At 48.4% G+C, this 22,039-nt stretch carries 22 protein-coding genes; 7 read left to right on the top strand and 15 right to left on the bottom strand.

What is annotated here, in order from left to right; translation table 11 throughout:
• Positions 1–19: 19 nt before the first annotated feature.
• Complete coding sequence (locus JSU04_15385; GenBank protein MBS1971694.1) at positions 20–1,003, bottom strand: bifunctional oligoribonuclease/PAP phosphatase NrnA; 984 nt, start codon at positions 1,001–1,003, stop codon at positions 20–22.
• 182 nt (positions 1,004–1,185) lie between these two features.
• On the opposite strand from JSU04_15385, the gene greA reads away from it, so the two are divergent.
• The 3 genes from greA (at position 1,186) to JSU04_15370 (ending at position 4,433) form a co-directional block, all read left to right on the top strand.
• Positions 1,186–1,662 carry a transcription elongation factor GreA gene (gene greA / locus JSU04_15380; GenBank protein MBS1971693.1) on the top strand — a complete coding sequence of 159 codons (477 nt, stop codon included), beginning with the start codon at positions 1,186–1,188 and terminating at the stop codon, positions 1,660–1,662.
• 69 nt (positions 1,663–1,731) lie between these two features.
• Positions 1,732–3,726, top strand: a complete 1,995-nt coding sequence (locus JSU04_15375) for a hypothetical protein (GenBank protein ID MBS1971692.1) — start codon at positions 1,732–1,734, stop codon at positions 3,724–3,726.
• A gap of 2 nt (positions 3,727–3,728) precedes the next feature.
• Complete coding sequence (locus tag JSU04_15370) at positions 3,729–4,433, top strand: glycerophosphodiester phosphodiesterase (protein ID MBS1971691.1); 705 nt, start codon at positions 3,729–3,731, stop codon at positions 4,431–4,433.
• A 256-nt stretch (positions 4,434–4,689) separates the two neighbouring features.
• On the opposite strand, the gene JSU04_15365 is transcribed toward JSU04_15370, so the two are convergent.
• The 9 genes from JSU04_15365 to sohB all read right to left on the bottom strand — a co-directional run bounded on the left by JSU04_15365 (position 4,690) and on the right by sohB (position 13,605).
• Complete coding sequence (locus tag JSU04_15365; protein MBS1971690.1) at positions 4,690–5,184, bottom strand: hypothetical protein; 495 nt, start codon at positions 5,182–5,184, stop codon at positions 4,690–4,692.
• 207 nt (positions 5,185–5,391) lie between these two features.
• Complete coding sequence (locus JSU04_15360) at positions 5,392–5,649, bottom strand: twin-arginine translocase TatA/TatE family subunit (protein MBS1971689.1); 258 nt, start codon at positions 5,647–5,649, stop codon at positions 5,392–5,394.
• A 74-nt stretch (positions 5,650–5,723) separates the two neighbouring features.
• Positions 5,724–6,302, bottom strand: coding sequence for a hypothetical protein (locus JSU04_15355; protein ID MBS1971688.1), 579 nt, complete (start codon positions 6,300–6,302; stop codon positions 5,724–5,726).
• Between the two features lie 130 nt (positions 6,303–6,432).
• Entirely contained in the window at positions 6,433–7,638 is a 1,206-nt protein-coding gene (locus JSU04_15350; GenBank protein MBS1971687.1) for an ABC transporter permease, read from the bottom strand.
• A gap of 9 nt (positions 7,639–7,647) precedes the next feature.
• On the bottom strand, positions 7,648–8,619 hold the full coding sequence (locus JSU04_15345; protein MBS1971686.1) for an ABC transporter permease: 972 nt from the start codon (positions 8,617–8,619) through the stop codon (positions 7,648–7,650).
• Between the two features lie 32 nt (positions 8,620–8,651).
• The gene (locus JSU04_15340; GenBank protein MBS1971685.1) at positions 8,652–10,415 is read right to left on the bottom strand and encodes a peptide ABC transporter substrate-binding protein; all 1,764 of its coding nucleotides are present in this window, start codon (positions 10,413–10,415) and stop codon (positions 8,652–8,654) included.
• The gene (locus tag JSU04_15335) at positions 10,412–11,416 is read right to left on the bottom strand and encodes a dipeptide ABC transporter ATP-binding protein (protein MBS1971684.1); all 1,005 of its coding nucleotides are present in this window, start codon (positions 11,414–11,416) and stop codon (positions 10,412–10,414) included. The genes JSU04_15340 and JSU04_15335 overlap by 4 nt, the downstream gene beginning before the upstream one ends.
• Positions 11,417–11,437: 21 nt before the next feature.
• Positions 11,438–12,349: an ABC transporter ATP-binding protein gene (locus JSU04_15330; protein ID MBS1971683.1), complete on the bottom strand. Its 912-nt coding sequence runs from the start codon at positions 12,347–12,349 to the stop codon at positions 11,438–11,440.
• Between the two features lie 245 nt (positions 12,350–12,594).
• Positions 12,595–13,605, bottom strand: a complete 1,011-nt coding sequence (gene sohB / locus JSU04_15325; protein ID MBS1971682.1) for a protease SohB — start codon at positions 13,603–13,605, stop codon at positions 12,595–12,597.
• Between the two features lie 113 nt (positions 13,606–13,718).
• On the opposite strand from sohB, the gene JSU04_15320 reads away from it, so the two are divergent.
• The gene (locus JSU04_15320; GenBank protein MBS1971681.1) at positions 13,719–14,459 is read left to right on the top strand and encodes a hypothetical protein; all 741 of its coding nucleotides are present in this window, start codon (positions 13,719–13,721) and stop codon (positions 14,457–14,459) included.
• A 3-nt stretch (positions 14,460–14,462) separates the two neighbouring features.
• Here the strand turns inward: JSU04_15320 and JSU04_15315 are convergent, their stop codons facing one another.
• Both JSU04_15315 and JSU04_15310 read right to left on the bottom strand, forming a co-directional pair.
• Complete coding sequence (locus JSU04_15315) at positions 14,463–15,176, bottom strand: hypothetical protein (GenBank protein MBS1971680.1); 714 nt, start codon at positions 15,174–15,176, stop codon at positions 14,463–14,465.
• 93 nt (positions 15,177–15,269) lie between these two features.
• The gene (locus tag JSU04_15310; GenBank protein MBS1971679.1) at positions 15,270–17,552 is read right to left on the bottom strand and encodes a hypothetical protein; all 2,283 of its coding nucleotides are present in this window, start codon (positions 17,550–17,552) and stop codon (positions 15,270–15,272) included.
• Positions 17,553–17,640: 88 nt separating this feature from the next.
• Between JSU04_15310 and JSU04_15305 the strand changes: the two genes are divergently transcribed.
• Positions 17,641–18,207, top strand: a complete 567-nt coding sequence (locus JSU04_15305; GenBank protein ID MBS1971678.1) for a hypothetical protein — start codon at positions 17,641–17,643, stop codon at positions 18,205–18,207.
• Positions 18,208–18,210: 3 nt separating this feature from the next.
• The gene (locus JSU04_15300) at positions 18,211–19,344 is read left to right on the top strand and encodes a type II secretion system protein (GenBank protein MBS1971677.1); all 1,134 of its coding nucleotides are present in this window, start codon (positions 18,211–18,213) and stop codon (positions 19,342–19,344) included.
• Here the strand turns inward: JSU04_15300 and JSU04_15295 are convergent.
• The 3 genes from JSU04_15295 to JSU04_15285 all read right to left on the bottom strand — a co-directional run bounded on the left by JSU04_15295 (position 19,341) and on the right by JSU04_15285 (position 21,239).
• Positions 19,341–19,997 carry a hypothetical protein gene (locus tag JSU04_15295; GenBank protein MBS1971676.1) on the bottom strand — a complete coding sequence of 219 codons (657 nt, stop codon included), beginning with the start codon at positions 19,995–19,997 and terminating at the stop codon, positions 19,341–19,343. The genes JSU04_15300 and JSU04_15295 overlap by 4 nt on opposite strands.
• Before the next feature lie 37 nt (positions 19,998–20,034).
• Positions 20,035–20,727 carry a hypothetical protein gene (locus JSU04_15290; GenBank protein MBS1971675.1) on the bottom strand — a complete coding sequence of 231 codons (693 nt, stop codon included), beginning with the start codon at positions 20,725–20,727 and terminating at the stop codon, positions 20,035–20,037.
• 89 nt (positions 20,728–20,816) lie between these two features.
• Entirely contained in the window at positions 20,817–21,239 is a 423-nt protein-coding gene (locus tag JSU04_15285) for a helix-turn-helix transcriptional regulator (GenBank protein ID MBS1971674.1), read from the bottom strand.
• 94 nt (positions 21,240–21,333) lie between these two features.
• Here JSU04_15285 and JSU04_15280 point away from each other — a divergent pair, with 94 nt between their 5' ends.
• A complete protein-coding gene (locus JSU04_15280) occupies positions 21,334–22,038 on the top strand; it encodes a hypothetical protein (GenBank protein MBS1971673.1) in 705 nt (234 codons plus the stop codon).
• Position 22,039: the final 1 nt, after the last annotated feature.

The raw sequence follows: 22,039 nt of genomic DNA, 5'->3' as shown, positions 1-22,039 counted from the left end.
CTAAAGTGCGTTCCTGTTATCAACCAATTTGCGAGATCTTCTTTGTCAGATCTTTCACGACTTTGTCTTTTAAGTCTATGTATTTCCCTTTGATGAAAGCACCGGACGCATGGGTGTGGCCACCGCCGCCAAAACTCTCCGCTGTTGAGAGAACTTCGATCTTTCCCTTGCTGCGCAGGCTGAGTTTGTACTCATCCTCGGCATCCTCACGGAAGATCACAGAGGCTTCAAGGCTCTCAATATTCATCACCATGTCGATAATATCGCGCGCCTCATCGGGTTCGAGGTTGTGGGCAAGTAAGTCGGCATCGCGCAGGCGCAGCACCGCCAGGCGGCCGTGGCAGAAGTATTCAATCTGGCCGAGGGCTTTTGCTAAAAAAGCCATTTTCTGAACCGTTTGGTTGCCGAAAAGCGCACGATGCACTTCTTGTGGATCAAAAGAGTGAGTTAGGAGCTCCGCCGCGATAAGGTGCGATTTCGGCGAGCTGCGGATGTAGCGGTAAAGCTGGGTATCAAAAGTGATGCTGGTGTAAAGGGCGCGGGCAATATTGCTATCAAGCTCAATCCCCAGCTCTTTAATCATATTGTAAGCAAGCTCGCCGGTCGAAGCCGCCGCGACGTCAATATGCGATTCCGCAGTGGGTTGCGGACCGTTTTTTAAAACCGGGTGGTGATCGATGAAGACAATTTTCCCGACACTCTTTTTGAGGCCTGAAAACAAAGGCTCGAGCAGGCGCTCGTCGTTGGTATCAAAGATCAGGCAAAGCTCGGCTGTCAGGTCCATGACTGGGTTGTTCTGGAAAAGGGCGATGACTTTGTCGGAACCCAAGAAACGGTACTTGCGGGGGGTGCCGTCGACATTCACGATCTTCACGTCCTTGCCGATTTTTTTGAGCGCGTAGTACAGGGCCAACTCGGCTCCGAGGCCGTCCCCATCGCACTGACGATGGGTCGAAAGGATGATCTTTTGCGAATTTTTTATGAGCTCCGTCACAGTTGCCAAAGGGGGTCCTTCCTTTGAAATAAGCCCTATTTTAAGGGGGATAGCCCCCGGGGTCACCTTTGCTGTACCCGGTCCAGGTCAGAACTGGACAGCATAGCCTGCCGCGCAGCACTAATTTCTTGCTGTTTAGGCCTATTTTGAGTAGAACTTTGGCTCCCGTTTTTTAAAAGGAGTTAAATTCCATGGCTGATACATTACCGATGACTGTTCGAGGTAAAGCACTTCTTGATGCAGAACTAAAAAGACTGTTGGTTGAAGAGCGTCCTGATGTTATCCGTGCCATTGAAGAGGCTCGCGCCCATGGTGACCTCAGTGAAAACTCTCAGTACGATGCTGCTAAAGAGCGCCAGGGCATGATTGAAGGCCGTATTGCTGAAATTCAAGGCAAAATCGCCGGTGCGGAAATCATCAATCCAGCTGAAATCAAATCGGATCGCATCGTATTTGGTGCGCACGTCACTATCCGCGACGAAGAGACGGATGAAGAATCCACTTACCAAATCGTTGGCGTGGACGAAGCTGACGTAAAACAAGGCATGATTTCGATTTTGTCTCCGTTAGCCCGTGCTTTGATCGGTAAAAAAGTCGGTGATTCTGTCCTCGTACAAAGCCCTAAAGGCGACAAAGATTACGAAGTCATTTCATTTGAATTTAAATAGTCCGACGAAGTAGTCCAAATAGTTTGAATTCTCGTTGTCGGTCCGCCGAAGCTTCGTCAAAATGAAGTGATGATGGCTGGGCCGCGAACTCCAAGATATTCTGAAGATGATAAGAACCTGATTGCTGAACAACCGGGCCGTTTTGTTTTATTTAGCGGCGTTTTGCTCGCCGTTGTCTTGGGTCTTGTCATTCGTGGCTTGATTGCTCCGAACAAAGTAAAATCCATGGTTGAGTCCGCGGCAAGTCGTATGCACAAAGATGTGCAAGTGGACTTTGAGGGGGCGCAAATCAGTCTAGCTCGCGGATTCTTGCCGCGATTTGCTGTCATCATCACAAAAGTGAAAATGGAATCTGACAACGAGTGCTGGATGCAGCCGGAACTCACGGCCGATGAAATCCGTTTGCCGCTGTCCTTCTGGTCGCTCGTTCAAGGTGAAAATCCGGTGACTCAGGTTGAAGCCGGGCAGGTGAAAATAAATTTACGTAGTTTGTACAAGAACTGCGAAAAATCCACCGAAGAAAAGAAAAACGAAACTCCTCAGATTAAGCGTTTTGTTACTTTGAAAGACAATGCTTCAGCCCCTAAGGGAGGGCCGTCATCTAGCGCCCCTGAAGTACGAGCTATTCTGATTGATCAATTAAAAATCTATGCGCCGAATTTGGCAGAGCCTGTTGATTTGAACTCATTTGCGATTCGCTTAAAATCCAACTCTCCGCGGGTTGTTGAGATGACAGCAAAAACACATCTGATGCGTGACGAACTTGTCGGGGATTATCTTTCACACGCAACGGTGTGGGGTGAATACAGCGAGTTTCCGCGCGCGACTTTGCAAGGCCGCTTGTCCGGCAACTGGCGCGAAGGCAGTTATCAGATCAAGGCCAACTACGGCATGAAAGAAGAAGAACTCGCGACGGAATTGGATTTGAAGCACATTCCGCTCAGCCAGGTTTTCCAAGTCATGAGAAAATTCCAGTGGCTCAAAGAGGATCTCAATGGCCGCCAGGTGTGGGTGTCGCTGAATGCCCAATCAACGATTGCAAAGTCGAATTTTAAAACCGCGCAGATGCAAATGAAAGACATCCGTCTTGAAGGGGATCTCGGAGATTTGAAAGTCGATGAGATTCGTGTGACTTCGCTGGCGCCGATGCGGTATTTCCCATTCACGGTCGGTATTCGCCGTTTGAATGGTGATAAGCTCTTTGCCCTGATGAATAAGCCGCATCCGGCACCGATCCTCGGGCAGTTAGGGAGCTTCGATGGAACCGCAGAGATCACGGATCAGGATCACATGAAGCTCTCGGGGGTGCACCGGGGCTTAGAGTTTATTTTCTCGAATAAAGGCCAGCGCGAGATGCAGGTCCTGCGCGAGATTGCAGCGGATGTGTCGCTGGATAAAGATCATTGGAACGTGAAAGTGTCGCGCTTCGTGCCGGATCAGGGCGTATTTGATGGGCAGTTGCAGCTTGCCGCCAATCGGGACTTTCAAACGGTGGAAGTGAAAGCCAAGGCCAATGAAATTCGTTTGTCACCCAACGTCGTGCGCCTGATGACCGCCGGTGGTCAGGTGGGTGCAATCAGTGGCGATATGAATATCAAATTCCAAGAGGGAAAAATGAGTCACGTTAAAGGCGTGCTGAACTCAGAATCTGCCGACGTGGAAGGTGTCGCGTTTGAAAAAGCGCGTTTTAACGTCGACTATGCCGGTGGAGAAATTCAGTCCCAAGCCCAGATTCATAAGATGGCGATTTCGGTCGGTTCACCCGCGTTTCAAATTTTGAAAAATCTGATTGAGCCTGACTGGATGAGCGACGGAAAACTTCAGATGAAAAGCCTCGCTTCTCAGTTCCATGCACAAAGCTTCAAAGTGCTTGGCTGGAAGAACTTCTCGGCGCAATTGGATAAAGGCGGCCGTTTGAGTTCCGAAGGGGAGTGGAACGCTGAGGGTGTTTTGTCGGGCCAAGTTCAATCTCAGGTTGGGAAAGTTTCGCACAAATGGCTCCTTAGCGGAAAACGTGATAACCCAGAGTTTACACCGACGGATTTAACAAAGAAGAAAAAATAGTCATGATGTTATTAGAAAAAAAGTTTCAAACTCACCGCGGATTTTGGACGGATGGGACTACAGAAAATACTCTGGAGTCTTTGCAGGCTGCTAAAAAGCGCGGCAGTCAAATGGTGGAGTTCGACGTCCGCCTGACGCGTGATTATGTGCCGGTGCTCTACCATGATGCGAATCTGAAACGTCTGCATAAAGCGCCCGTGGATATGAAAGCTTTGACGTTAGAGCAAGCGAGAGTTTTTGCTTCGAATTTGACCACGTTAGAGCAAGTACTTGCATCAAAAGATGTACCTGATTTTTTGAACATAGAACTGAAGACGGATTCGGCGGTGGATCCTGCGCTTGAGATTCGCGTGAGTCAGCTTGTGAAAAAATATAACGCCGAAGAACGTGTTGTGTTTTCGAGTTTTAATCCGTTTAGTCTCATTCGTGCGAAGGGCTTTGTTCCGGAAGTTTCCCGGGCCCTGTTGGTCAGTGAAGATGATGAACCAAAAAATTATTGGTTTTTAAAGCAGATGAGTCTTCTTCCACTCTGTGATGCGCAGTTCCTGCATTGGGATCAAAAGATGACGTCCAAAGAGCGCGTTGAGAAATTCATGAAGCTTGGTTATCAAATCGCCGTATACACCGTGAACGATGTCGAGCGCGCGAAAGAATTTTTCGCCATGGGCGTCCACAGCATCATCTCTGACAAACTGCTCAGCGTTTAGAAAAATCATTTCTCATAAAATAGAAAATGATTTAGAGTCTATTCCGTGAAAAAACAAACTCGAATCATTTTTGGATTATGTGCACTGATCGTAGGTGCGATCGCGTGCTTCGCAGCGCTTGAATATTTTGGCGGTATTTCTAATCAGGCCTCATCAACCTCTTCGGATCAGGAACTCATTTGTCACGAAGGCGAGTCGTGCAAATAAAAAAAGGAAGCCCGGGGGCTTCCTTTTGGTTTTCAGATACTTCTTTATATTATCTTGTGTAAGCGCAGAGAGCTTTGCCTTTTTTGCCGATGCCTGCAACGGGGCCTTCGAAAGTCGTGCGAGTCACGGCCAAAGCTTTTCCACCTTGAGCGAGCTTTGCTGAGATTGTATCGGATTCACGAGCAACGGGAACTCCCAGCAGGCTTGTGGTGCCGCTGTATTCGAACGTCAGAATATCATTTTTCAATGTCACAGAGTCTTTACCTTTGCGGCTGCTCATCGCTTCGCCATGGGATCCGCTATTTTTGCGGGGGCTGCCGTTGAGTTCCGCATTGATCATCGGGCCATAGGAAGTGTCTTCGCGATAGATGCCGATAGTGCCGTCGTCTTCTTGGCTAATTGTGATTTGTTGAAAGCAGAATGTCTCACCTTCGACTTTTTTATCAGCGAGTCGATAGGTGCCGATAAAGTCGTTGATGGAGGTCGCTGCAAAGCCAGAAATGCTGGTCATTAGAATAGCTGATGCGATGAGTGTTTTAATCATGGGTTCTCCTTAACTTGGTTGTATTCGGGAGAGTGTTGTTGCAAAGACGGGACCGGTTATAAACAGTTTAAAGTGAGATTGAAGAGGTGTTCCATGTCTATCTGCTTACGAAGCATGAAACTCTTCCATATTGTAAATTGTAACGGCAAAAAAAAAAGAGGAAGCTTTTAGGCTCCCTCTTTTTTGGAATTTCAAAAAACTAAGAAATTAAGATTTCTTTTGAGTCTCAGGGTTTTCAACTTTTTGAGAGTTCATACCTTGAGTTTGGTTTTGAGAGATTTGTTCGTTTGATTTTGTATTGTCGTGGATGTCTTTGGCATCAACGTCGATTTCATTCAAACCGGTTTTGAAACCGCGAATAGCTTTACCAAGGGATTGTCCCAATTGAGGCAAGCGGCTAGGGCCGAAGAAGATCAAAAAGATCACAGCCAATAGTAAAAGATGTGTAAGGCTAAACTCACCCATTAAGGACCTCCCTGTAGGATCTGAGGTCCATTATATATGATGTGGGTGTGTTTTTGTCACCAAATTAAAGAAAACTAATATGTCTGGTCGACAGTAGAGGCTGTATTGTTATCAGACGAAGCTGGAGCCGGAACGAGCTCCATTTTCATTTCGCCATTGGCGTCATTTTGAGTCGGTTGGTTTTCATTTACAGTCGTTCCGCTGTCAGGAGTGGCAACAACAGTATCCTCTTTAACCTCTTGCACGGCAGGGGCCGCAGCTGGCTTCATCTCTTTACGAGTAGGAAGGGTTTTGGCAATGCCTTTTGTCGGTTTTGGGGCTGCCCCCTTAGAAACCGTTGCCGCAACAGGAGGAGTGGATTTTGGAGCCGAAGCTTCAGGACCCTGAGGAGTGTTAACATTTCTGCCGCCGACTTTCTTAAGTTCGCGGTCATACTTTGCCTTCAAATCAGCCAATTGCTTTTGGTAGTCCTTACGGATGAGGTCAATCTGAGTGTTACGAGCTTCTGTCACACAGCCTGAATAAGTTTGTGCTGCGATTTCTTTAGCTTTCGCACGACAAGTCAGCTCCATAGAAGACTGTTGTTGCGCACCTGCTGAAACAGCAAAAAACGTGAGTACTAAAAATGCAGTGTTGTTTAATAAAGCTTTCATAAGCACCTCTTTGATCCTGCTAGAGGGCTTTGCAGACCACGTGCCTGGTTTAGAGGCTTTAAAAAGCAATACGGCCGAGCTGAGGCCCGGCCGCTTTACTTTTTTTCAGGTTTGAACACAAGTTGCGCGACTAGCGACGAATCGCTTTTGGATCGACTGCATCCTGAAGACCGTCACCCAAGTAGTTGAAGCTGATTACTGTGAGGAGAATCATCACACCCGGAAGGATTGCCAAGAACGGAGCTTGGTAAATCAATTCCTGAGCATTAAAGAGCATATTACCCCAGCTTGGAGTTGGCGGTTGGATACCCAAGCCCAAGAAGCTGAGGGCCGCTTCAAACAAGATCGATTCGCCCACACCCAATGTAATAGACACGAGCATTGGTGCGATCACGTTCGGGAACATGTGGCGGAAGATGATGGTGAAATCCGTCGCACCCAGAGTTTTTGAAGCTAAGATAAATTCGCGCTCACGCAGAGACAAGATACTGCCACGAACAAGGCGGGCCACAGTCATCCACGAGAACAAGCACAAGATCAGAACCATCTTAAAGATGGACTCATTTTGAGTGCTGACCAGCGCTTTCAGGGCCGGAAGCTTTTGCATATCAATCGCAGCAATCACGATCATTACCGGAAGAAGTGGCAATGAGATCAAAGCATCCGTGACACGCATCAGGACCGTATCAACCACGCCACCGTAGAAACCGGCAACGGCACCGATCAAAAGACCGACCAACGCTGAAACGATCGCAACCAAAACACCGACGCTCATAGAAATGCGCGTGCCGTAAATCAAGCGAATGAAAACATCACGTCCGAGTTCATCCGTACCAAAAATATGGTAACTTTCAAAAGTCTGAAAAGTCTTTTTAAGGTCTGTGGCCTCAGCTGTGCCGACTTGCTCAAGAATTTTCAAAGCTTCAGGAACCGGTTTCGCCGTCAATTCAAACAGCGCGTCCGCCGGAGTCTGAGTTGTTACAAGGCCTTTGCTGATCAAAGCAGTTTCAAGTGCTTGAGAAACTTCGGGCTTATCGTGAATGAATTTTTCAACTGTTGTTTCGCGGACGTCCTGGCCGGCAATCGCCCGGGAAAACGGTGGCTGATAACGGTTGAACACGTTCTGCGCATCTGGATCAAGGCCTGAAATAGCCTCAATCAACGGGGCCGAAAGCGCGATCGCCATAAAGAGAACAATGATAATAGAACCGACCACGGCCATTTTGTGTTCAACAAATTGGCTGAGAACGATCTTCCACATCGGAAGAGCTTGTTCATGCTTACGGCGGGTTTCGTCAGAGACTTGTGGGATTGTCATTTCTTCTGTCATTTCCATGTCCGTCTCCTAGCTGTATGTGATACGTGGATCCGCCACGCCGTAGAGAAGGTCTGCAACCAAGTTCATAACCAGAACCATGGCTACTGAGATGATGAAGCTGACCATCGCGACGTTAAAGTCGTTACCGATGATAGAGTCATAAGTCAGTTTGCCAACGCCTTGGTAAGCAAAGACGGTTTCAGTAATAATCGCGCCTGAGAAGATTGAAGAGATGCTCAACGCGAGGATTGTGATCAAAGGAATTAAAGCGTTTCTGAAAGCATGTCTCCAGATAATAAGTTGTCGCGGAAGACCTTTGGCTTTCGCAGTTCTGATAAAGTCATTGCGCAAAGACTCGAGCATCGCTGAGCGCGTGAAGCGCACAAAGCGGCCGATCTGCTGCAAGCTCAAAGAAAGAACCGGCAAGATTAAATATTTACTACGATCTAAAAGATCGGCCCAGAATCCAAGATCGGGTCCGCCGACCGTTTGAGTTCCACCGGCAGGGAGGAGTGGAATCCACACCGCAAAGAAGATAATGCACACGATCCCGAGCCAGAACGACGGAATCGAAATTCCGGCAAAGGAGAAGAAGTTAATCACATAGTCGACCTTGCTGCCAGGTCGAAGAGCTGAAAACACGCCCAGTGGAACTGAAATCAAAATTGAGAAAACCAATGCCACCATGGAAAGGATAAACGTGCTTGTCAGACGTGGGCCGAGAAGTTCTTGAACCGGTACGCGGTAGGTACGGCTATAACCCAATTCGCCTTTAAGAATATCGCCCACCCAGTGGCCGTAACGGACATAGGAGGGTTGATCAAGACCGTAGAGTTCGCGCAAACGCACGACGTCTGCAGCCGTGATCTTAGGATTTGAGGAGATCATCATGTCGACAGGATCCCCCGGCATCAAAGTCATGAGATAGAAACACACATAGGATAGGATCGCTATCACTGCGAGTGTTTGGATAAGACGCCGAAGGATATATGTAGTCACCGAGATCTCCTCTTAACAAAAATCCGAAAAAACTAGTTCAATGTAGAACCGCCAAGATCCCACTTCTCAACGTCGTTGGTCTCAGCAAACTGGTGTCCTGTTGGACGGTAGTTTTTCAAGTTCTTAGGTACAACACTCACATCAGAACGGTAGTACAACGGCAATACCGGTACGTCGTCTGTGTAGTGCTTCGTAATTTTGTGGATCAAATCCAAACGTTTCTTAGCGTCGAACTCTACATCCAGGTCTTCCATCAACTTGTCGTTGTCTTTATTAGACCAGTTCATGAAGTTCTGACCAGACCAACCGTTTTTCTCGGTTGGAATTGCCGATGTGTGGAAAGTAGAACGTGGGCTGTTTTCAGGTGAAGAAACCCAAGCAAACATCGCCATTGCGCCAAATTTGCGTTTACGAGTGGTTTCGCCGAAGAACACACGTGCCGGTTCGTTCTTAGTGACGATTTCGATACCGAGCTGTTTGTATTGGTCTTGCAAGTATACTTGAACCAACTCACGAGTTTTGTTGCCCGCCGTCGTCATGAACACCAAAGAAAGCTTTTTGCCGTCTTTGTAGCGATAGCCGTCCGCGCCCATTTTCCAGCCAGCTTCATCCAACAACTTACCAGCTTCACGCTTAGAGTAAGGGTAGAGAGTGATGTCTTTTGGATCGCGAGTGAACCAAGGGTCCTTAGGAGAGATATTGTGGATCGCAGCTTCTTGCTTGCCTTCGAAGAGAGCTTTTACAAGATCTTCGCGGTTCAAGCCTGTGATCAACGCTTTACGAACTTTGATATCTTTCAAGATGGGATTGTCCAAGTTAAGGTCGATGTGCTCGTAAGTGATCGATGGAGTGAAAGTCACTTCGTAAGGAAGGTTTTCAGCTTTTACTTTCTTTTCGAAAGCGAGAGCCTCATCCAAAGAAAGGCCCAACGTGCCGATCATGTCGATCGTGCCTGAACGAAGGTTGGCTTCCATGGTTCCTGTGTTAGGAATGAGTTTCACGATGATCTTTTGGATCTTCGGCTGAGGGCCGTAGAAGTCCGCGTTTGGTTCAAACGTCACGTGGTCACCGAGTTTGACTTCAGTGATCGCGTAGGGACCATTGTAAAGACCCTTCATTGTTGGGTTCTTGGTGTAGTTTGAGTTCTTCTCGTAGCCTTCTTTTTCTTTGCCGTACTTGTTGAAGACCGGTTCTTCTAAGTGCTTAGGAAGCGGGTAGAACTGAGCCAATGCATAGAAATCCCATTTTGCTTTCTCGTAAGTGAAAGTACATTTTTTAGGATTTGCAGGATCTGCTTCGATTTTTTCAACTTGAGTGAAAGTTTCTTTTTCTCCCACCGACACAGTAGGTGCTGCTGCAACTTTCAAAGCAAATGCAAAGTCAGCACAAGTAATAGGTGTGCCGTCATTCCATTTTGCGTTGTCGAGGATTTCCCAAGTTGCGATGATTTTCTTTTTGCCGCCAACATCAACGATTTTCGCTGAGCCGTTGTCCAAAGAAGGGATCGACTTCGCAAGCTGAGTGAACCACTTACCGTCAGCATCCAAAGAGACCAACGTACGACCAACCATTCTGTACATGTAAGACGATGCAGACATGGACATGATCAGAGGGTTCAAGTTTTCGAACTCCTGGCTGATACCGATTTTGAGTTCTGCGTTTTTGGCAGAGTTTGTTGCAGCAGCCGTTGTGTTCGACTCTCCGCTAGTCGGCGCAGCAGCTTCTTTCTTTGTGCAGTTTGCAAGCACGCCCACCGTGAGGGCAGCAGCCAAACCAAGCTTCAAAGTTTTATTCATAGAGACTCCTTCTTGGAAGTTTCATGGGTGTTTTGGTTTTTATCTAAAAGCCAGCAAGAGGCCTGGTGTCCATCGCCCTTCAGAACCGGGCGTTCTTTTGAGCAGATGTCCATCTTGTGCGGGCAGCGCGGATGGAAGTGGCAACCAGACGGCGGGTTGATCGGGCTTGGAACGTCACCGCTCAAGGATCTCTTCATTTGTTTTTTGCCTTCACCCACATGAGGAATCGCACCCAAAAGTGCCTGGGTGTAAGGGTGTTTAGGATTTGCAAAGAGTTCATCGCGAGTGCCGATCTCAACGATCTTACCGAGGTACATTACAGCGACGCGGTCGCAGATGTGCTCGATCACCGACAAATCATGGGAAATAAAAATATAAGTAAGTTTCAAACGCTCTTGCAGGTCTTTCAGCAGATTCAAAACCTGCGCCTGGATCGAGACGTCTAAGGCGCTCACTGGTTCATCACAGATGATGAGTTCAGGTTCTAAAGCCACCGCACGCGCAATACAGATGCGCTGACGTTGACCGCCTGAGAACTCATGCGGGTAACGGTTGATGTGCGAAGCTTTCAAGCCCACAAGTTCCAAGAGCTGCTTCACGCGCACTTCGGCTTCTTTAGGGCCAAGCGTTTTATGAATCGCAAACGGCTGAGCAATGATCTGGCCCACAGTCATACGCGGATCGAGGGCCGCATAAGGATCTTGGAAAATCATTTGGATGTTTTTACGGCGGTTGCGAAGTTCGGTGCCGGAAAGCTTTAAGAAATCTTTGCCGTCCAAAGTGATTTCGCCACCGGTGGGTTCGTACAAACGAATGAGTGTGCGGCCCAAAGTGGATTTTCCGCACCCGGATTCGCCCACGAGGCCCAAAGTTTCACCGCGACGAACCGTGAGAGTCACATCGTCAACGGCCTTCACTTGGCCGACTTCACGCAGAAGAAGACCTTTTTTAATTGGGAAGTATTTTTTGATATTTTTTGCTTCAAGCAGAATGTCTTGCACGGGGGTCTCCACAGTCTTTTCCTAAAGGGGATTGAAGCAAGCCACTTCGTGGTCAGGACCAATTTTAGTCATTGGTGGCTTAAACGTTAAACATTCAGATTTTGCACGCGGGCAGCGGTTCTGGAACGGGCAACCTGCCGGTAGATCCATCGGTGCAGGTACGCTGCCTTCAATGGTTTTCAAACGATTGGTTCTGTGGCCTAAACGTGGACGGGATTCAATCAACGCCGCCGTGTAGGGGTGACGAGGATTTCTGAAAAGCTCCAGCGTAGAAGCTTTTTCGCAAGCCTGGCCGCCGTACATCACAAGCACGTTGTCAGAAATTTCAGAGATCACGCCCAAATCGTGGGTGATAAACTGAACTGTCATGTGCAACTTTTCTTGCAAGTTCTGAAAGAGTTCGAGGATTTGAGCTTGGATTGTTACATCCAACGCCGTCGTCGGCTCATCGGCGATCAAGAAGCTTGGGTTGCAAGAAAGAGCCATGGCGATCATCGCACGTTGGCGCATACCGCCCGAAAGTTGATGAGGGTAAGCATTATAGCGTTCCGCCGGAGACGGAATACCCACGAGCGAAAGCATTTCGATCGCCCGGTCTTTGGCTTCTTTTGGTGCAAGCTTCATATGGCGCTTGATTTGCTCGTCCATTTGGAAACCGATAGTGAGGACCGGGTTTAGCGCCGTCATCGGTTCTTGGAAGATGATGGCCATTTCGCCGCCACGGACGTCTTCCATGTCTTTGTCAGAAAGTTTTAAAAGATCACGGCCCTTTAGTAAAACTTCGCCGCCGGAAACTTTTCCTGGAGGTTCAATCAGGCGCATGATGGAGAAAGATGTCACAGATTTACCGCAACCAGATTCGCCGACGATCCCCAAGGTTTGGCCTTTGTGAATATCGTAGGAAACTTTGTTCACGGCACGGATAGGACCCAACTTTGATTTGAAAGTGGTTTCAAGATTCCGTACAGACAGTACAACGTCAGACAATTTGCGTACTCCTTCAAAGGCTTTTTCGCCAGCAGTCGTTTGCTGAGCGTGCACCGGAGGAGGTGCTCTTGCAAACGAATTGCCAAAGCAATTGAAAATGAATACCGAGCGTGGCACGCAATGTAAAGCAAAGACTTCAGTCTCAACAATGATTTATTTTTTTGAACCGACGCAAGTAGCTATTGGGACGACTACAAGAAGGTTTTTCTCTCGAGATCTTCGTAAATTTTCCAGAGTGCAGAGTGAGCGGCTCGGCCCAAAACTCCAGAGAGTTTTTCGCCTAATTTCTGTTTCTTTGCGAAGCTCACTTTGATGACCTGGTTGGTGTCAGATTGACTCAATAAATAATCATCACTGGTGCGAATTTCGTCCACTAAGCCTAAATCTTTGGCGTCATTTCCATACCAGTATTCGCCCGTCGCCACCTTGGTGACGTCTAAGTTTGGGCGATTTGCTTGAACGAAATTTTTGAACAGTCGGTGAGTGGCTTCAAGTTGTTCCTTAAACTTCTCTTCACCCTTCGGAGTGATCTCGCCGAGCAAGCTGACCGTGCGTTTGAACTCGCCGGCGGTGTATTCTTTGTAATCGACATCGTGTTTTCTGAGAACGCGGTGGATATTCGGAACCTGGGCAACGACGCCGATGGAGCCGACGATTGCAAACGGCGCGCAGAGGATTTTATTGGCCGTACACGACATGAGGTAGCCGCCGCTGGCGGCCACTTTGTCCACGCAAACAGTCAACGGGATCCCTTTTTCACGAACACGGAGGAGCTGAGAAGCCGCCAGGCCATAGCCATGAACCACGCCGCCCGGGCTTTCAAGGCGAATCACCACTTCATCCTGTGCGGTGGCCACATTCAAGATTGCTGTGATTTCTTGGCGAAGGTGATCGACGGCGGAAGCCTTGATGTCCCCATTAAAGTCGACCACGAAAACCTTGCGGGTGTGCTCGTGCTTTCTCTCTTTGGCTTCTTTTTTGTCTCTTTTCTTTTCTTCTTTTTGCTCGTCCTTGTTCAGGGTTGCAGACTTCAGGATTTTGGCAAAAAGCTTGTATTTTTTGTGAAGGAGCTCGATTTCGATCTCAGGTTTGTCTTGGGCTTTTGCGGCAAGAACTGCGATCAGGATGATGATGGCCGCAATAGCAAGGACAATAACCGCGGTTTGCGCTGTGAAAAGGCCGAATTGTTCCAAAATTTCCATGAAATTGACTCCTTTTGGCTCGCAAAGAGGGCCCATAATAGGGCCTGTTTAGATGAAGGTCGAGGATCTTTTTATGTTTTTTCTTAATCATAAAACCGCGGTAAACTAATCCCATGTTTTTACGAGTTCTGGGTGCTTTCCTCATTGGTATTTCGATCGTCAGCGGCTCGCTTGCTTTGGCGCAAAGCGAAGATGAACGACGTGCCGGGTTTTACAAAAAGCAGAAAGAGGACAAAGAATTCGATCAAGAGCGTGAAGCGGGCTTGAAAGCTTACTTGAAAGAACAGGCCGACTGGGAAGAGCAGCGCAAAAAAGACATTGCTGCTGATAAAAAACGCAAAAAACAAGAGTCTCCGCAAGAAGGCGGCCCCGAATACAAGGCCGATCTCAAAGATAAATACGAAGATTACGAAGAGTACGAAGCCAATCGCAAAGCCTACGTGAAAGAAAAGAAAGCTCAAGAACCTAAGAACGCGGCCGAAGCTAAAAAGCGCGCGGAATGGGCCATGGAAGAATACGGACTTGATAAAGAGCGTCCACGCTTTGATATCGCTAAACGCAACTTGCTCGGTGGTAAAGGCGGGGGCAGTAGTTCTCCATCCGGAGGCGGCAGCAATTTCGGGGGCGGTTCTGTTCCGAACTTCCCTCCGCCACCGGCTTTCGACGACTTTGGCGGCGAAGGCTATGTTCCTCCTCCGTTCCCGCCGCCAGCCGAGAATTTCGAGCCACCACCAGAGGGTTTCCCTCCACCGCCGCCGCCAGTTCCATTCCCAGAAGGTGGATCTGACTTCGACAATGGCTATTTCCCACCACCACCGCCACCAATGCCGGCGCCGATGGACGGAAGTTTCTAAGAATTATTTTTTAGCGAGAAGCTCATCCTCAGTCAGGCCACTGAGGCGTTGCATGCCTTTGCTGAGATACATGAAAATCGCGACCATAAAGAGAATGCACGGAAGCACGATCACCGCCATCGACCACGTCGTCATGCGGGCGATTTGTTCATTGAGGATGAGTGCCTGAGCTTCGCCGTCAAGGGCCTCGTTGATTGGTTCAAAAATTCTGATTGCGAGCAGAAAATTGCAAGTCGCACTGAAAACGAAAGACAGTGAAATCCACAGAGTGGATTTTTTTAAAAGTTCGGCAAATTCGCTCTCAGTTTTGCGTTCAAAGAGACGGCTCTTGAGCAAGCCCACATCAATGAGTTGTGGATTCAAAAACAGGGTCGAGATGAATGGATTCTTGGTGAAGGCCGAGCCGAAGACAAAAGCGCCGACCAGAAGTGGAAACGCGGCCTCCTTCACCGCAAACCACATTCCATGCAGTTTAAACAGCGCCAGGCTACCTGTGATGCCGACATTGATCAGACCCAGAACCGAAATTGCGTTGGTTTTCTTGCGTGTGATGTGGTCGTAGATTCCATAAGATAGCGGAAAAGCCAGAGCTATAATCAGTGCCCAGAACGAGCCCATGTACTTCGAACCTTTATTTAGGATCAGAATCGGGATCGCGATATTAAAGAGGATGTTGAGAAGGGCGTTTTCCGGTTTATGCTGCGGCTTATTATCCATCCGACCATCCTTGAGTGAGGGGCGCTAAAAATCAAGGAGTAGACTTGAATAGCGCGTCTGGTCGAATGGATTCGCAGAATTTTAAAGAGCAAGCTAAGGAGCTGTGCCGCAGTCTTTGATAGTGCCGGCGTAAGAGCCCACATTGAGGATCTTCGCTCCGTTATAGAGGCAAACATCACCGGCAAAATTATCTAAGCTATTCACGACAGTGCCGTACAAATTCAGAGTCATTGCACCGGTAATCGTATCGATCGCACCGACGCGCATTTCCATCGTGCCAGCACCGGAAAGTGCGCCGAGTGTTTTTGCAGTCACGTCCATGGGACCTGCACCTTGAATGGATTTGATCGAGTAAGCGCGAAGTCTCAGTGTGCCGGCACCACCTTTGAGGTTTCCGACGGTGGTTGCTGAGATATTAAATTCTCCGGCTGTGCCCGTGATATCGCCAAGCACGCCTGTTTTAATACACAGAGTTCCGGCCATGCCGCCGATGCCGTCAACGCTGCCAGCATTAATTGCAGTATCACCCGCAATGCCGGAGACACTTGTTACTTTAATAGCTGAACGAATATAGAGAGTTCCCGCACCGCCGCTGACAGCAACGTTACGTGCAGCTGGGACCGTGAAAGTTCCAGCGAAGCCACTTTTGTTCACGTCGTTCGTCGCATCTAACACCAGTGAAGAGGCTTGATCGAAAAAGTTCTTACAATGGCCAGCGAAAATACTGCTGCTAAAGTTTCCGTTCACAGCGTTCGACGCTGAAGTCGTCGCTGGATCTAAATCAGAAGTATAGTACACCGAGCAAGTAGAATAGGTGTTCACACAAGTGCCGGTTTTGAAATTGGCAAGATCCAAAGATTTATCCAAGTACAGTTCCGGTTTCGATTCATTCACAGGGGTCAGTACAATTGGATTGCTCGCAAAGGATGGCAACTGCTCTTTGGTGGCTTCAGCCTTAAAGCCCGTGCAAGAGCCGGCGGCAGGTGCAGCACCCAGTGGATTTTTGTCAGTAAAGATATTCATTGCCGGAAGATCGGTGCTCGTGACACCAGAGCCGATGTGCGTGCAACCATAGACAGTGGCTTTACAGCTGCCAACCGCTTTAAACGATCCACCTTGAATATCCAGATCGGCGACGTTGTCGCCGGAGTTCGAGATTTTATTGCTGAGGGCGTAAGAGCCAGAGCTCAGTGAGTTGACGTTCAGGGCGCTGCAATTCATCGTCACGGTCGATTTGTACGTGGCTTTTTGTTCGTAGCGACGAATCGTGATTGTCGACTGCGGAAAGTTCGCGTCGCAATTGCCAGCAAGACAAGTGTCATCGAAAACGACGTGAGCATCGCTGTTTAAGAGGCCGCTGCCGAAAGAGGCATGGTCACACTGACCGGCAACAACAACTCCGCACCAGTTGAGTGGATTTGAAGCATCTTTATCGCCGGCCTGGCCCGTCCAAGAGTGCGGAGTCATCACTTCGACTTTGGCATTGAGGAGCTTCACTCCGCCCAAGGCATCGGTCGCCACAAATGGGAACGTGTCATGGCCATAGAAACCAGCCGCCGGCGTGTAAGTCACGCTGCTGCCGGAGAGAATTACAGTTCCGTTCTCTGAAGACTTTGGCGCCGCAAGACTGAACGTCACGCCTGTTGCGTCTTCGACAAAAGCAGACAAATCAATCACAATCGTGTTGCTTGTGGAATAGAGAGTTGAGTTTGTATAAGACACCAGACTTGGATCCGCAGGTGGTGTTGCCGGAGGCGGAGTGGACATGCTGCTCATCTCGATAGGGTCTACGGCAATCATGTCCATGCCCATCGCAACTTGCGTTGTGCGCATATTCATATAGGTCGATTGCTGTTGAGTGCTCGTTAAAAGATTCAGTTTCAAATGAACCTGCGGATTTTTGCAGGACGTTTGCGCTGGCGGACAAACCGCTTCCCAGCGCATTTGGTAACGGAAAATACAGTCGCCCTCGCTCCCATCGGTTGCACCATAGGTAAAGCATTGAGAGCCTTTTGAGGTAAAGCCCTGGTTAGGATTTAAGGCATCGACAAGAACTCGGCCAGAGCCGTCGAACAATGAAAGAGGGTATTCCCCTTCGTTACAGTTGGTTTTGTCTTTAAGGCATGCCATCTCAGGATTGTATGTTCCGCCGGCATCCGCAGAGGATGCGGCTTTAGAGATGTTAAGACCCCAGGCTTTTGGATCCATGGTGATCATCATAATCTCAGAACGCACGTCTGAGACGCCAAACTTAACGTTGGCTTTTCTTGTGTATTCACTCACGAGCTGTCCGAACGACATGAGAGCGAGACCTGAGATTCCAGCTAGAGCGCACGCGAGCATAAAATCAATTACAGTAAACCCTCGGCGATTCATAACGTACCTCGACCCTAAACATTTCGTCATGTTTTCTCATGGACTTAAACATAGAAATATTTTCTAATTTTCTTGGGAGTGTTTTGATATGAATCGAGGCTTCATCGCCATTGGCTATATAGTCGTTCTGCTCGTCGCAGTTGTCTCAATTTCATTCTATATCTCAGCGCGAATCACCGGAAATAGTGTTGCCCGCAAACGCACGTTTTTCAAAGGAACACTCGATTCCTTGGTTTTGTCCGTTGAGTCCTCGTTCAAAAGTCAACGCTCGTGGAACAGAACGGTCACTGCTGCTCTCAATAAAAACAGTGGAGCGGATCTTGAGAAATGCATGAATGATCCTTCTTTCGTGTGCCCAATGGGAGAGTACCCACTGGCCGTTTATGATGATGAAGGAAATGTGCTTGTTGATTCTTCGAGCCCGAGCAATGGCTTTGATATTGATTTTAAACCCTGTACTACATTTGGAACGACAAACCCTGGGAGCTGCTTTCTACGCTATGAGATGACTTGGCAGCCAGAGTGTCCGGCCACGGGTACCTGTTACAGCCCCCCTGTGGTGGTGCGGGGGAAGCTTGTCTTGACCCCGACGGGAGTGGCAGGGGCGGTTGATTTGAACACTGATAATTATGAGCGTAATTTCAGGCTGAGGTGATGGTTGTTAGGACGTAGAGGTTTTTCGGTTTTTGAAGTGATGGTGACCATGGCCCTGATTCTTGGCGTGATGACGGCAAGCATCTCCATTTTCCGCCAGCTCTCTGTCGGGCAGAATCAACTCGACATGCAATCGAACTTTCTGGTGGTGCGTTCGAATATTCTCAGTCTTCTTCGCAGCAGTGGCTCGTGGGAGCAAACGGTGCTCGGAGATTTGAATGCCGCAAGCTTCGGTTGTTTTAAGAACCAAGCGTCGTTGACTCCGTCAGATCGTGATTGTGGCCTGACAGCGCAGATGATCGATATCTATGATGCCAAAGGGCGTTTGTTCTATGACTTTCAAAAACCGACGATGGGATTTTCTCCGGAGGGAAATGCCTGCGATACCTATGGTGAATCACCGACGGGAACACCGAATCCGCAATGCCCTCTGCGGGTTGAGATCCGCGCACGGTCTTTGTGTTCGGCGAGTCCCTGTGAAAATCCGGCGGTCGAAATTTCAGCGAACTTTCGCTATAGCTCGCCAAATAATTTGCCACTCAATTTTAATCGCCTGAATTTCCGTTTGGTGAAAAGTGGATTTTATTGCCCGCCAGTGACACCGGCAGGGAATCCGGTTCTGGTGGCCCAAGGTTCGGGCGTGACGGTGACGGCCGCTCAAGTGGCATCGACGGTGAGCGGGAAAAACTTTGTGACGGGCAGTGGTCACTATGACCGGCCGATTCTTCCTTGCTCCAGCACCCAGGCAGATTTTCGCTATGCCTTTGGGGCTTCGGATTTGAATGCGGATTCTGTTCCGGACGCAGAGGGGATCGCCCGCGTGTGCCTGGTTGATTACGTAACAGGGGTTTGTAACTTTGAGTTTCGTTTAAACCCCGTGGGTCCTACTTTTGAACTGTGGTATGGAGGCAGTACGCTTGTGGCGACGAAGCCTGCATATATGAATCTGACTTCGACCTCTGTTTTAAGATTTAAAGTCTATAATGGCCGAGTTGAAGCCTGTTTTGAAGGGGCTTGCTTTTTTGCGTTCTCGCAGAAAATCGAAGGGCCGTTTAATATAGAGTACAGGCCCGCTTCGAGCTCGTACTCCGCCGGATTTAACAGTATCACGACCCTCGTCACTCCGATTCCTTATTAGTAATACCAACCTTTTTTCACATTAAGCACTTTGCCGTTGTTCGTAGCGACAAGTACATAGACGGATTGGCTCATGGATTGGCCTTCCCAGTTTTTTGGAATAGCAGCGGCGCTGACTTCAATGCTGATTTTCGGTTGCATTGTTTCGCTCGCATCGAAAGTTTGAACGTAGACCGTACCCACGTTGGCTTTGCCATTGGCTTGAACGAAGACAGGTTTTGCCGCTTCAAAAGCCTCTTGGCGGAGCAGTGCGAACTGGCTTTCATTCATACCCATCGGGAAGCGGCGGTCGTTGCCGTTTTGATCTGTGACCATTGATGCTGAAATTTCAAAGATGTCCTCGAAAGAATCCAGCTTGCCATTTGCATCCGTTTTAAATTGGATTGCTGCATGGTAGGTCTTGTCGCCGGATCCGATATCAAAATAGGCGGTAAAGACTTTATTGTTCGGATTCGACAATTGAGATCCGTGGAAAAGAACTTTTGTCATCTTAAAGTTCTTTGGCACCAGAACTCCCGGAGCGCGGTCATAGTATTCACGATAAACTTGAGTCACGCTGTCAGCCCAAGGTGTATCGATCGGGCCATTGCCGGTGGCTGCGTTTGCAAAGAGAGACGTCAAGATCAATGTCAGTGTCATTAAAAGTGTTTTCATATTTTTTATCCTTTTATATTTTTAAAAATTTTGGAAACTATCCGCAGTCACGTTGGCCGTAGCCTTCAACCTTGATCACTTCGCATTGAGGACGGCCTTTGGCGTCTGTTTTCAAACGAGTTTCAACTTGGAGGCCATCCAGACACTCTTCATTGACACTGTATTCGAAAACGAAAAGGCCTGTGAAGTTTTCCCAGTCCGCGAATTTATTGCCGTCTTTATCCACGATCGTCGTGTTATCGTCGATAATCGAGGCCTCTTTGTCTTCTTTATGGATTTCTTTATTCGCAGCGGCTTCCGCCGCCTTTAAGCAAAGGGCGTTTTTTTCACGATTTGAAAGGCCAGTTGTTTTTGAACACTGGAGGGGAATCACCGCAAGAACTTCCTTTGTTTTTATATCTGTCACGCGGGCCTCAGCATTGCCGTTACCGCTGACAGGAACCGCCAAAGAAGCGTTGTAATCACGATCTTTCAAATTGAAGAGAGCGAAGCCGCCTTTCACAGCATCCGCTTTTCCGTTGGGCTTTTCGCCTTGAAAAAGGAAGCCGCCGTTTTTCTTGATTTCAAGAGCAACGCTCTTCACAGTGCCATCGTTTGCCGGTTCTTCGCCGGTCACTCTTGCAACCAAAGGACGTGTGTCGCTTGTTTGGCCGGAGCAACGAAGATCCCCGGCATGGGCGGCAAAGCCCGTCGCTGTAAGAACTGTCATGGTCAGTAATGTTTTAAACATAAATTCTCCTTAAAAAGTTAAGACTTATATTGGTTGAGCGAGTTATACTGGCGCTCCCAGGCACTTTCAGAAAAAAGTCGTGTTTCGTTTTACAAGTACGAGATCAGCTCTGTCTTGATGTTCTGAATTTCCGCTTCGAGCAGGTCGAATCTTGCAAGTAGTGAAGTGGACTTGTTTTTTTGTCCGGTAATAAGTTCCTGTATAGAAACTTGATAGACCTCAGCTAATAGCAAATAAGGTTCGCCGCGGATCTGGCGGCCGTTTTCCCACTCCTTATATGTGCTTGCTGGAATGCCTGTACGGGAAGAGACCTCTTGAATCGTGAGACCTCGTTGTTGACGATATCTTTTGAGTCGCGCATGAATGGTATCCATAAACCCTCGCTCTGATGGGCCCGTTATATCTTTCTGCACTGCAAAATAAAAATGAATAAAAACGTAAATAATATGCAAATTGAGAATAATGACAGGAGGCGGGATTCGGGACGCGGGCAGCATTTGTGCTGCCGCCATTGAGGCTGATGTTGAAAGGTTCTACATAGGTGTCCGTCTAAAACGCTTTAGAAGGGGGCGCGGATCTTGCTCCTCAGAGCCAGCGGAGGATTATATGAGAAAGATCATCTTAGGAGCCTTGGTTGCTTCGACCCTTATCTCGGGACAGGTGCTGGCCGCTGGGGCCAACGCAACAGGCATGGATAACGAGATCCAGGCCCGCTTGATGGAGCAGGTTTTAAACTCGATCGAAAAGGCGTCCGTCGATCTCAATATCGGTGACATCACTATTGAAAGCAATGGTGACGGCCCGGCGAAGGTGCAAACAAACGATGTCAGCTTGAACGGCATGGTCGGCTTTGGCAGCGATTGGTCTTTGGACCTCGTAGTTCCTAAAGGTGGCGAGCCCGTGAACGAACAGATGATGAAGGTCTTCCCGAAATTAAAAGCGGGTGCTGCGGATCTGAATCTTGCTGTTGATTTGAAGATGAATGCGCAGATCGCAAAAATCAATGCCAAGTTCTATTCGGGCTACGATAAGAAAGCTAAGAAATGGTTGCCGCGTCCGCTTGTTTTGAAGGTGACGAATCAATTGAATAAAAACCTCCTAACGATTCGTATTCACTCTTTGACGGCGGAAAAGCGCGTGAACGCTCGCAACCCGAAAGTTCAGGATATCGCCGGGACCTGCGAGTCTGACAAAATGCTCTTTGATTTCATTTCTGGCGAAAACAAGCAAGTGCCTGTGGATTGCCGCTTCTCAGGAACTCTGAGCGAAGAAGGTGGTTATAAAATCAGCTTCACATACGCAACAAAATAAA

The organism is Bdellovibrionales bacterium, from assembly GCA_018266295.1.
Lineage (GTDB): Bacteria > Bdellovibrionota > Bdellovibrionia > Bdellovibrionales > Bdellovibrionaceae > JACMRP01.
Note: the sequence above shows the minus strand (reverse complement) of the source record. Positions and strands in the feature narration are given on the sequence as shown.

Excerpts from the sequence above, each read along its gene's own strand:
- greA (MBS1971693.1), top strand. The coding sequence starts at position 1,186 with ATGGCTGATACATTACCGATGACTGTTCGAGGTAAAGCACTTCTTGAT.
- JSU04_15375 (MBS1971692.1), top strand. The coding sequence starts at position 1,732 with ATGATGGCTGGGCCGCGAACTCCAAGATATTCTGAAGATGATAAGAAC.
- JSU04_15370 (MBS1971691.1), top strand. The coding sequence starts at position 3,729 with ATGATGTTATTAGAAAAAAAGTTTCAAACTCACCGCGGATTTTGGACG.
- JSU04_15365 (MBS1971690.1), bottom strand. The coding sequence starts at position 5,184 with ATGATTAAAACACTCATCGCATCAGCTATTCTAATGACCAGCATTTCT.
- JSU04_15360 (MBS1971689.1), bottom strand. The coding sequence starts at position 5,649 with ATGGGTGAGTTTAGCCTTACACATCTTTTACTATTGGCTGTGATCTTT.
- JSU04_15355 (MBS1971688.1), bottom strand. The coding sequence starts at position 6,302 with ATGAAAGCTTTATTAAACAACACTGCATTTTTAGTACTCACGTTTTTT.
- JSU04_15350 (MBS1971687.1), bottom strand. The coding sequence starts at position 7,638 with ATGGAAATGACAGAAGAAATGACAATCCCACAAGTCTCTGACGAAACC.
- JSU04_15340 (MBS1971685.1), bottom strand. The coding sequence starts at position 10,415 with ATGAATAAAACTTTGAAGCTTGGTTTGGCTGCTGCCCTCACGGTGGGC.
- sohB (MBS1971682.1), bottom strand. The coding sequence starts at position 13,605 with ATGGAAATTTTGGAACAATTCGGCCTTTTCACAGCGCAAACCGCGGTT.
- JSU04_15320 (MBS1971681.1), top strand. The coding sequence starts at position 13,719 with ATGTTTTTACGAGTTCTGGGTGCTTTCCTCATTGGTATTTCGATCGTC.
- JSU04_15315 (MBS1971680.1), bottom strand. The coding sequence starts at position 15,176 with ATGGATAATAAGCCGCAGCATAAACCGGAAAACGCCCTTCTCAACATC.
- JSU04_15310 (MBS1971679.1), bottom strand. The coding sequence starts at position 17,552 with ATGAATCGCCGAGGGTTTACTGTAATTGATTTTATGCTCGCGTGCGCT.
- JSU04_15305 (MBS1971678.1), top strand. The coding sequence starts at position 17,641 with ATGAATCGAGGCTTCATCGCCATTGGCTATATAGTCGTTCTGCTCGTC.
- JSU04_15295 (MBS1971676.1), bottom strand. The coding sequence starts at position 19,997 with ATGAAAACACTTTTAATGACACTGACATTGATCTTGACGTCTCTCTTT.
- JSU04_15290 (MBS1971675.1), bottom strand. The coding sequence starts at position 20,727 with ATGTTTAAAACATTACTGACCATGACAGTTCTTACAGCGACGGGCTTT.
- JSU04_15285 (MBS1971674.1), bottom strand. The coding sequence starts at position 21,239 with ATGGCGGCAGCACAAATGCTGCCCGCGTCCCGAATCCCGCCTCCTGTC.
- JSU04_15280 (MBS1971673.1), top strand. The coding sequence starts at position 21,334 with ATGAGAAAGATCATCTTAGGAGCCTTGGTTGCTTCGACCCTTATCTCG.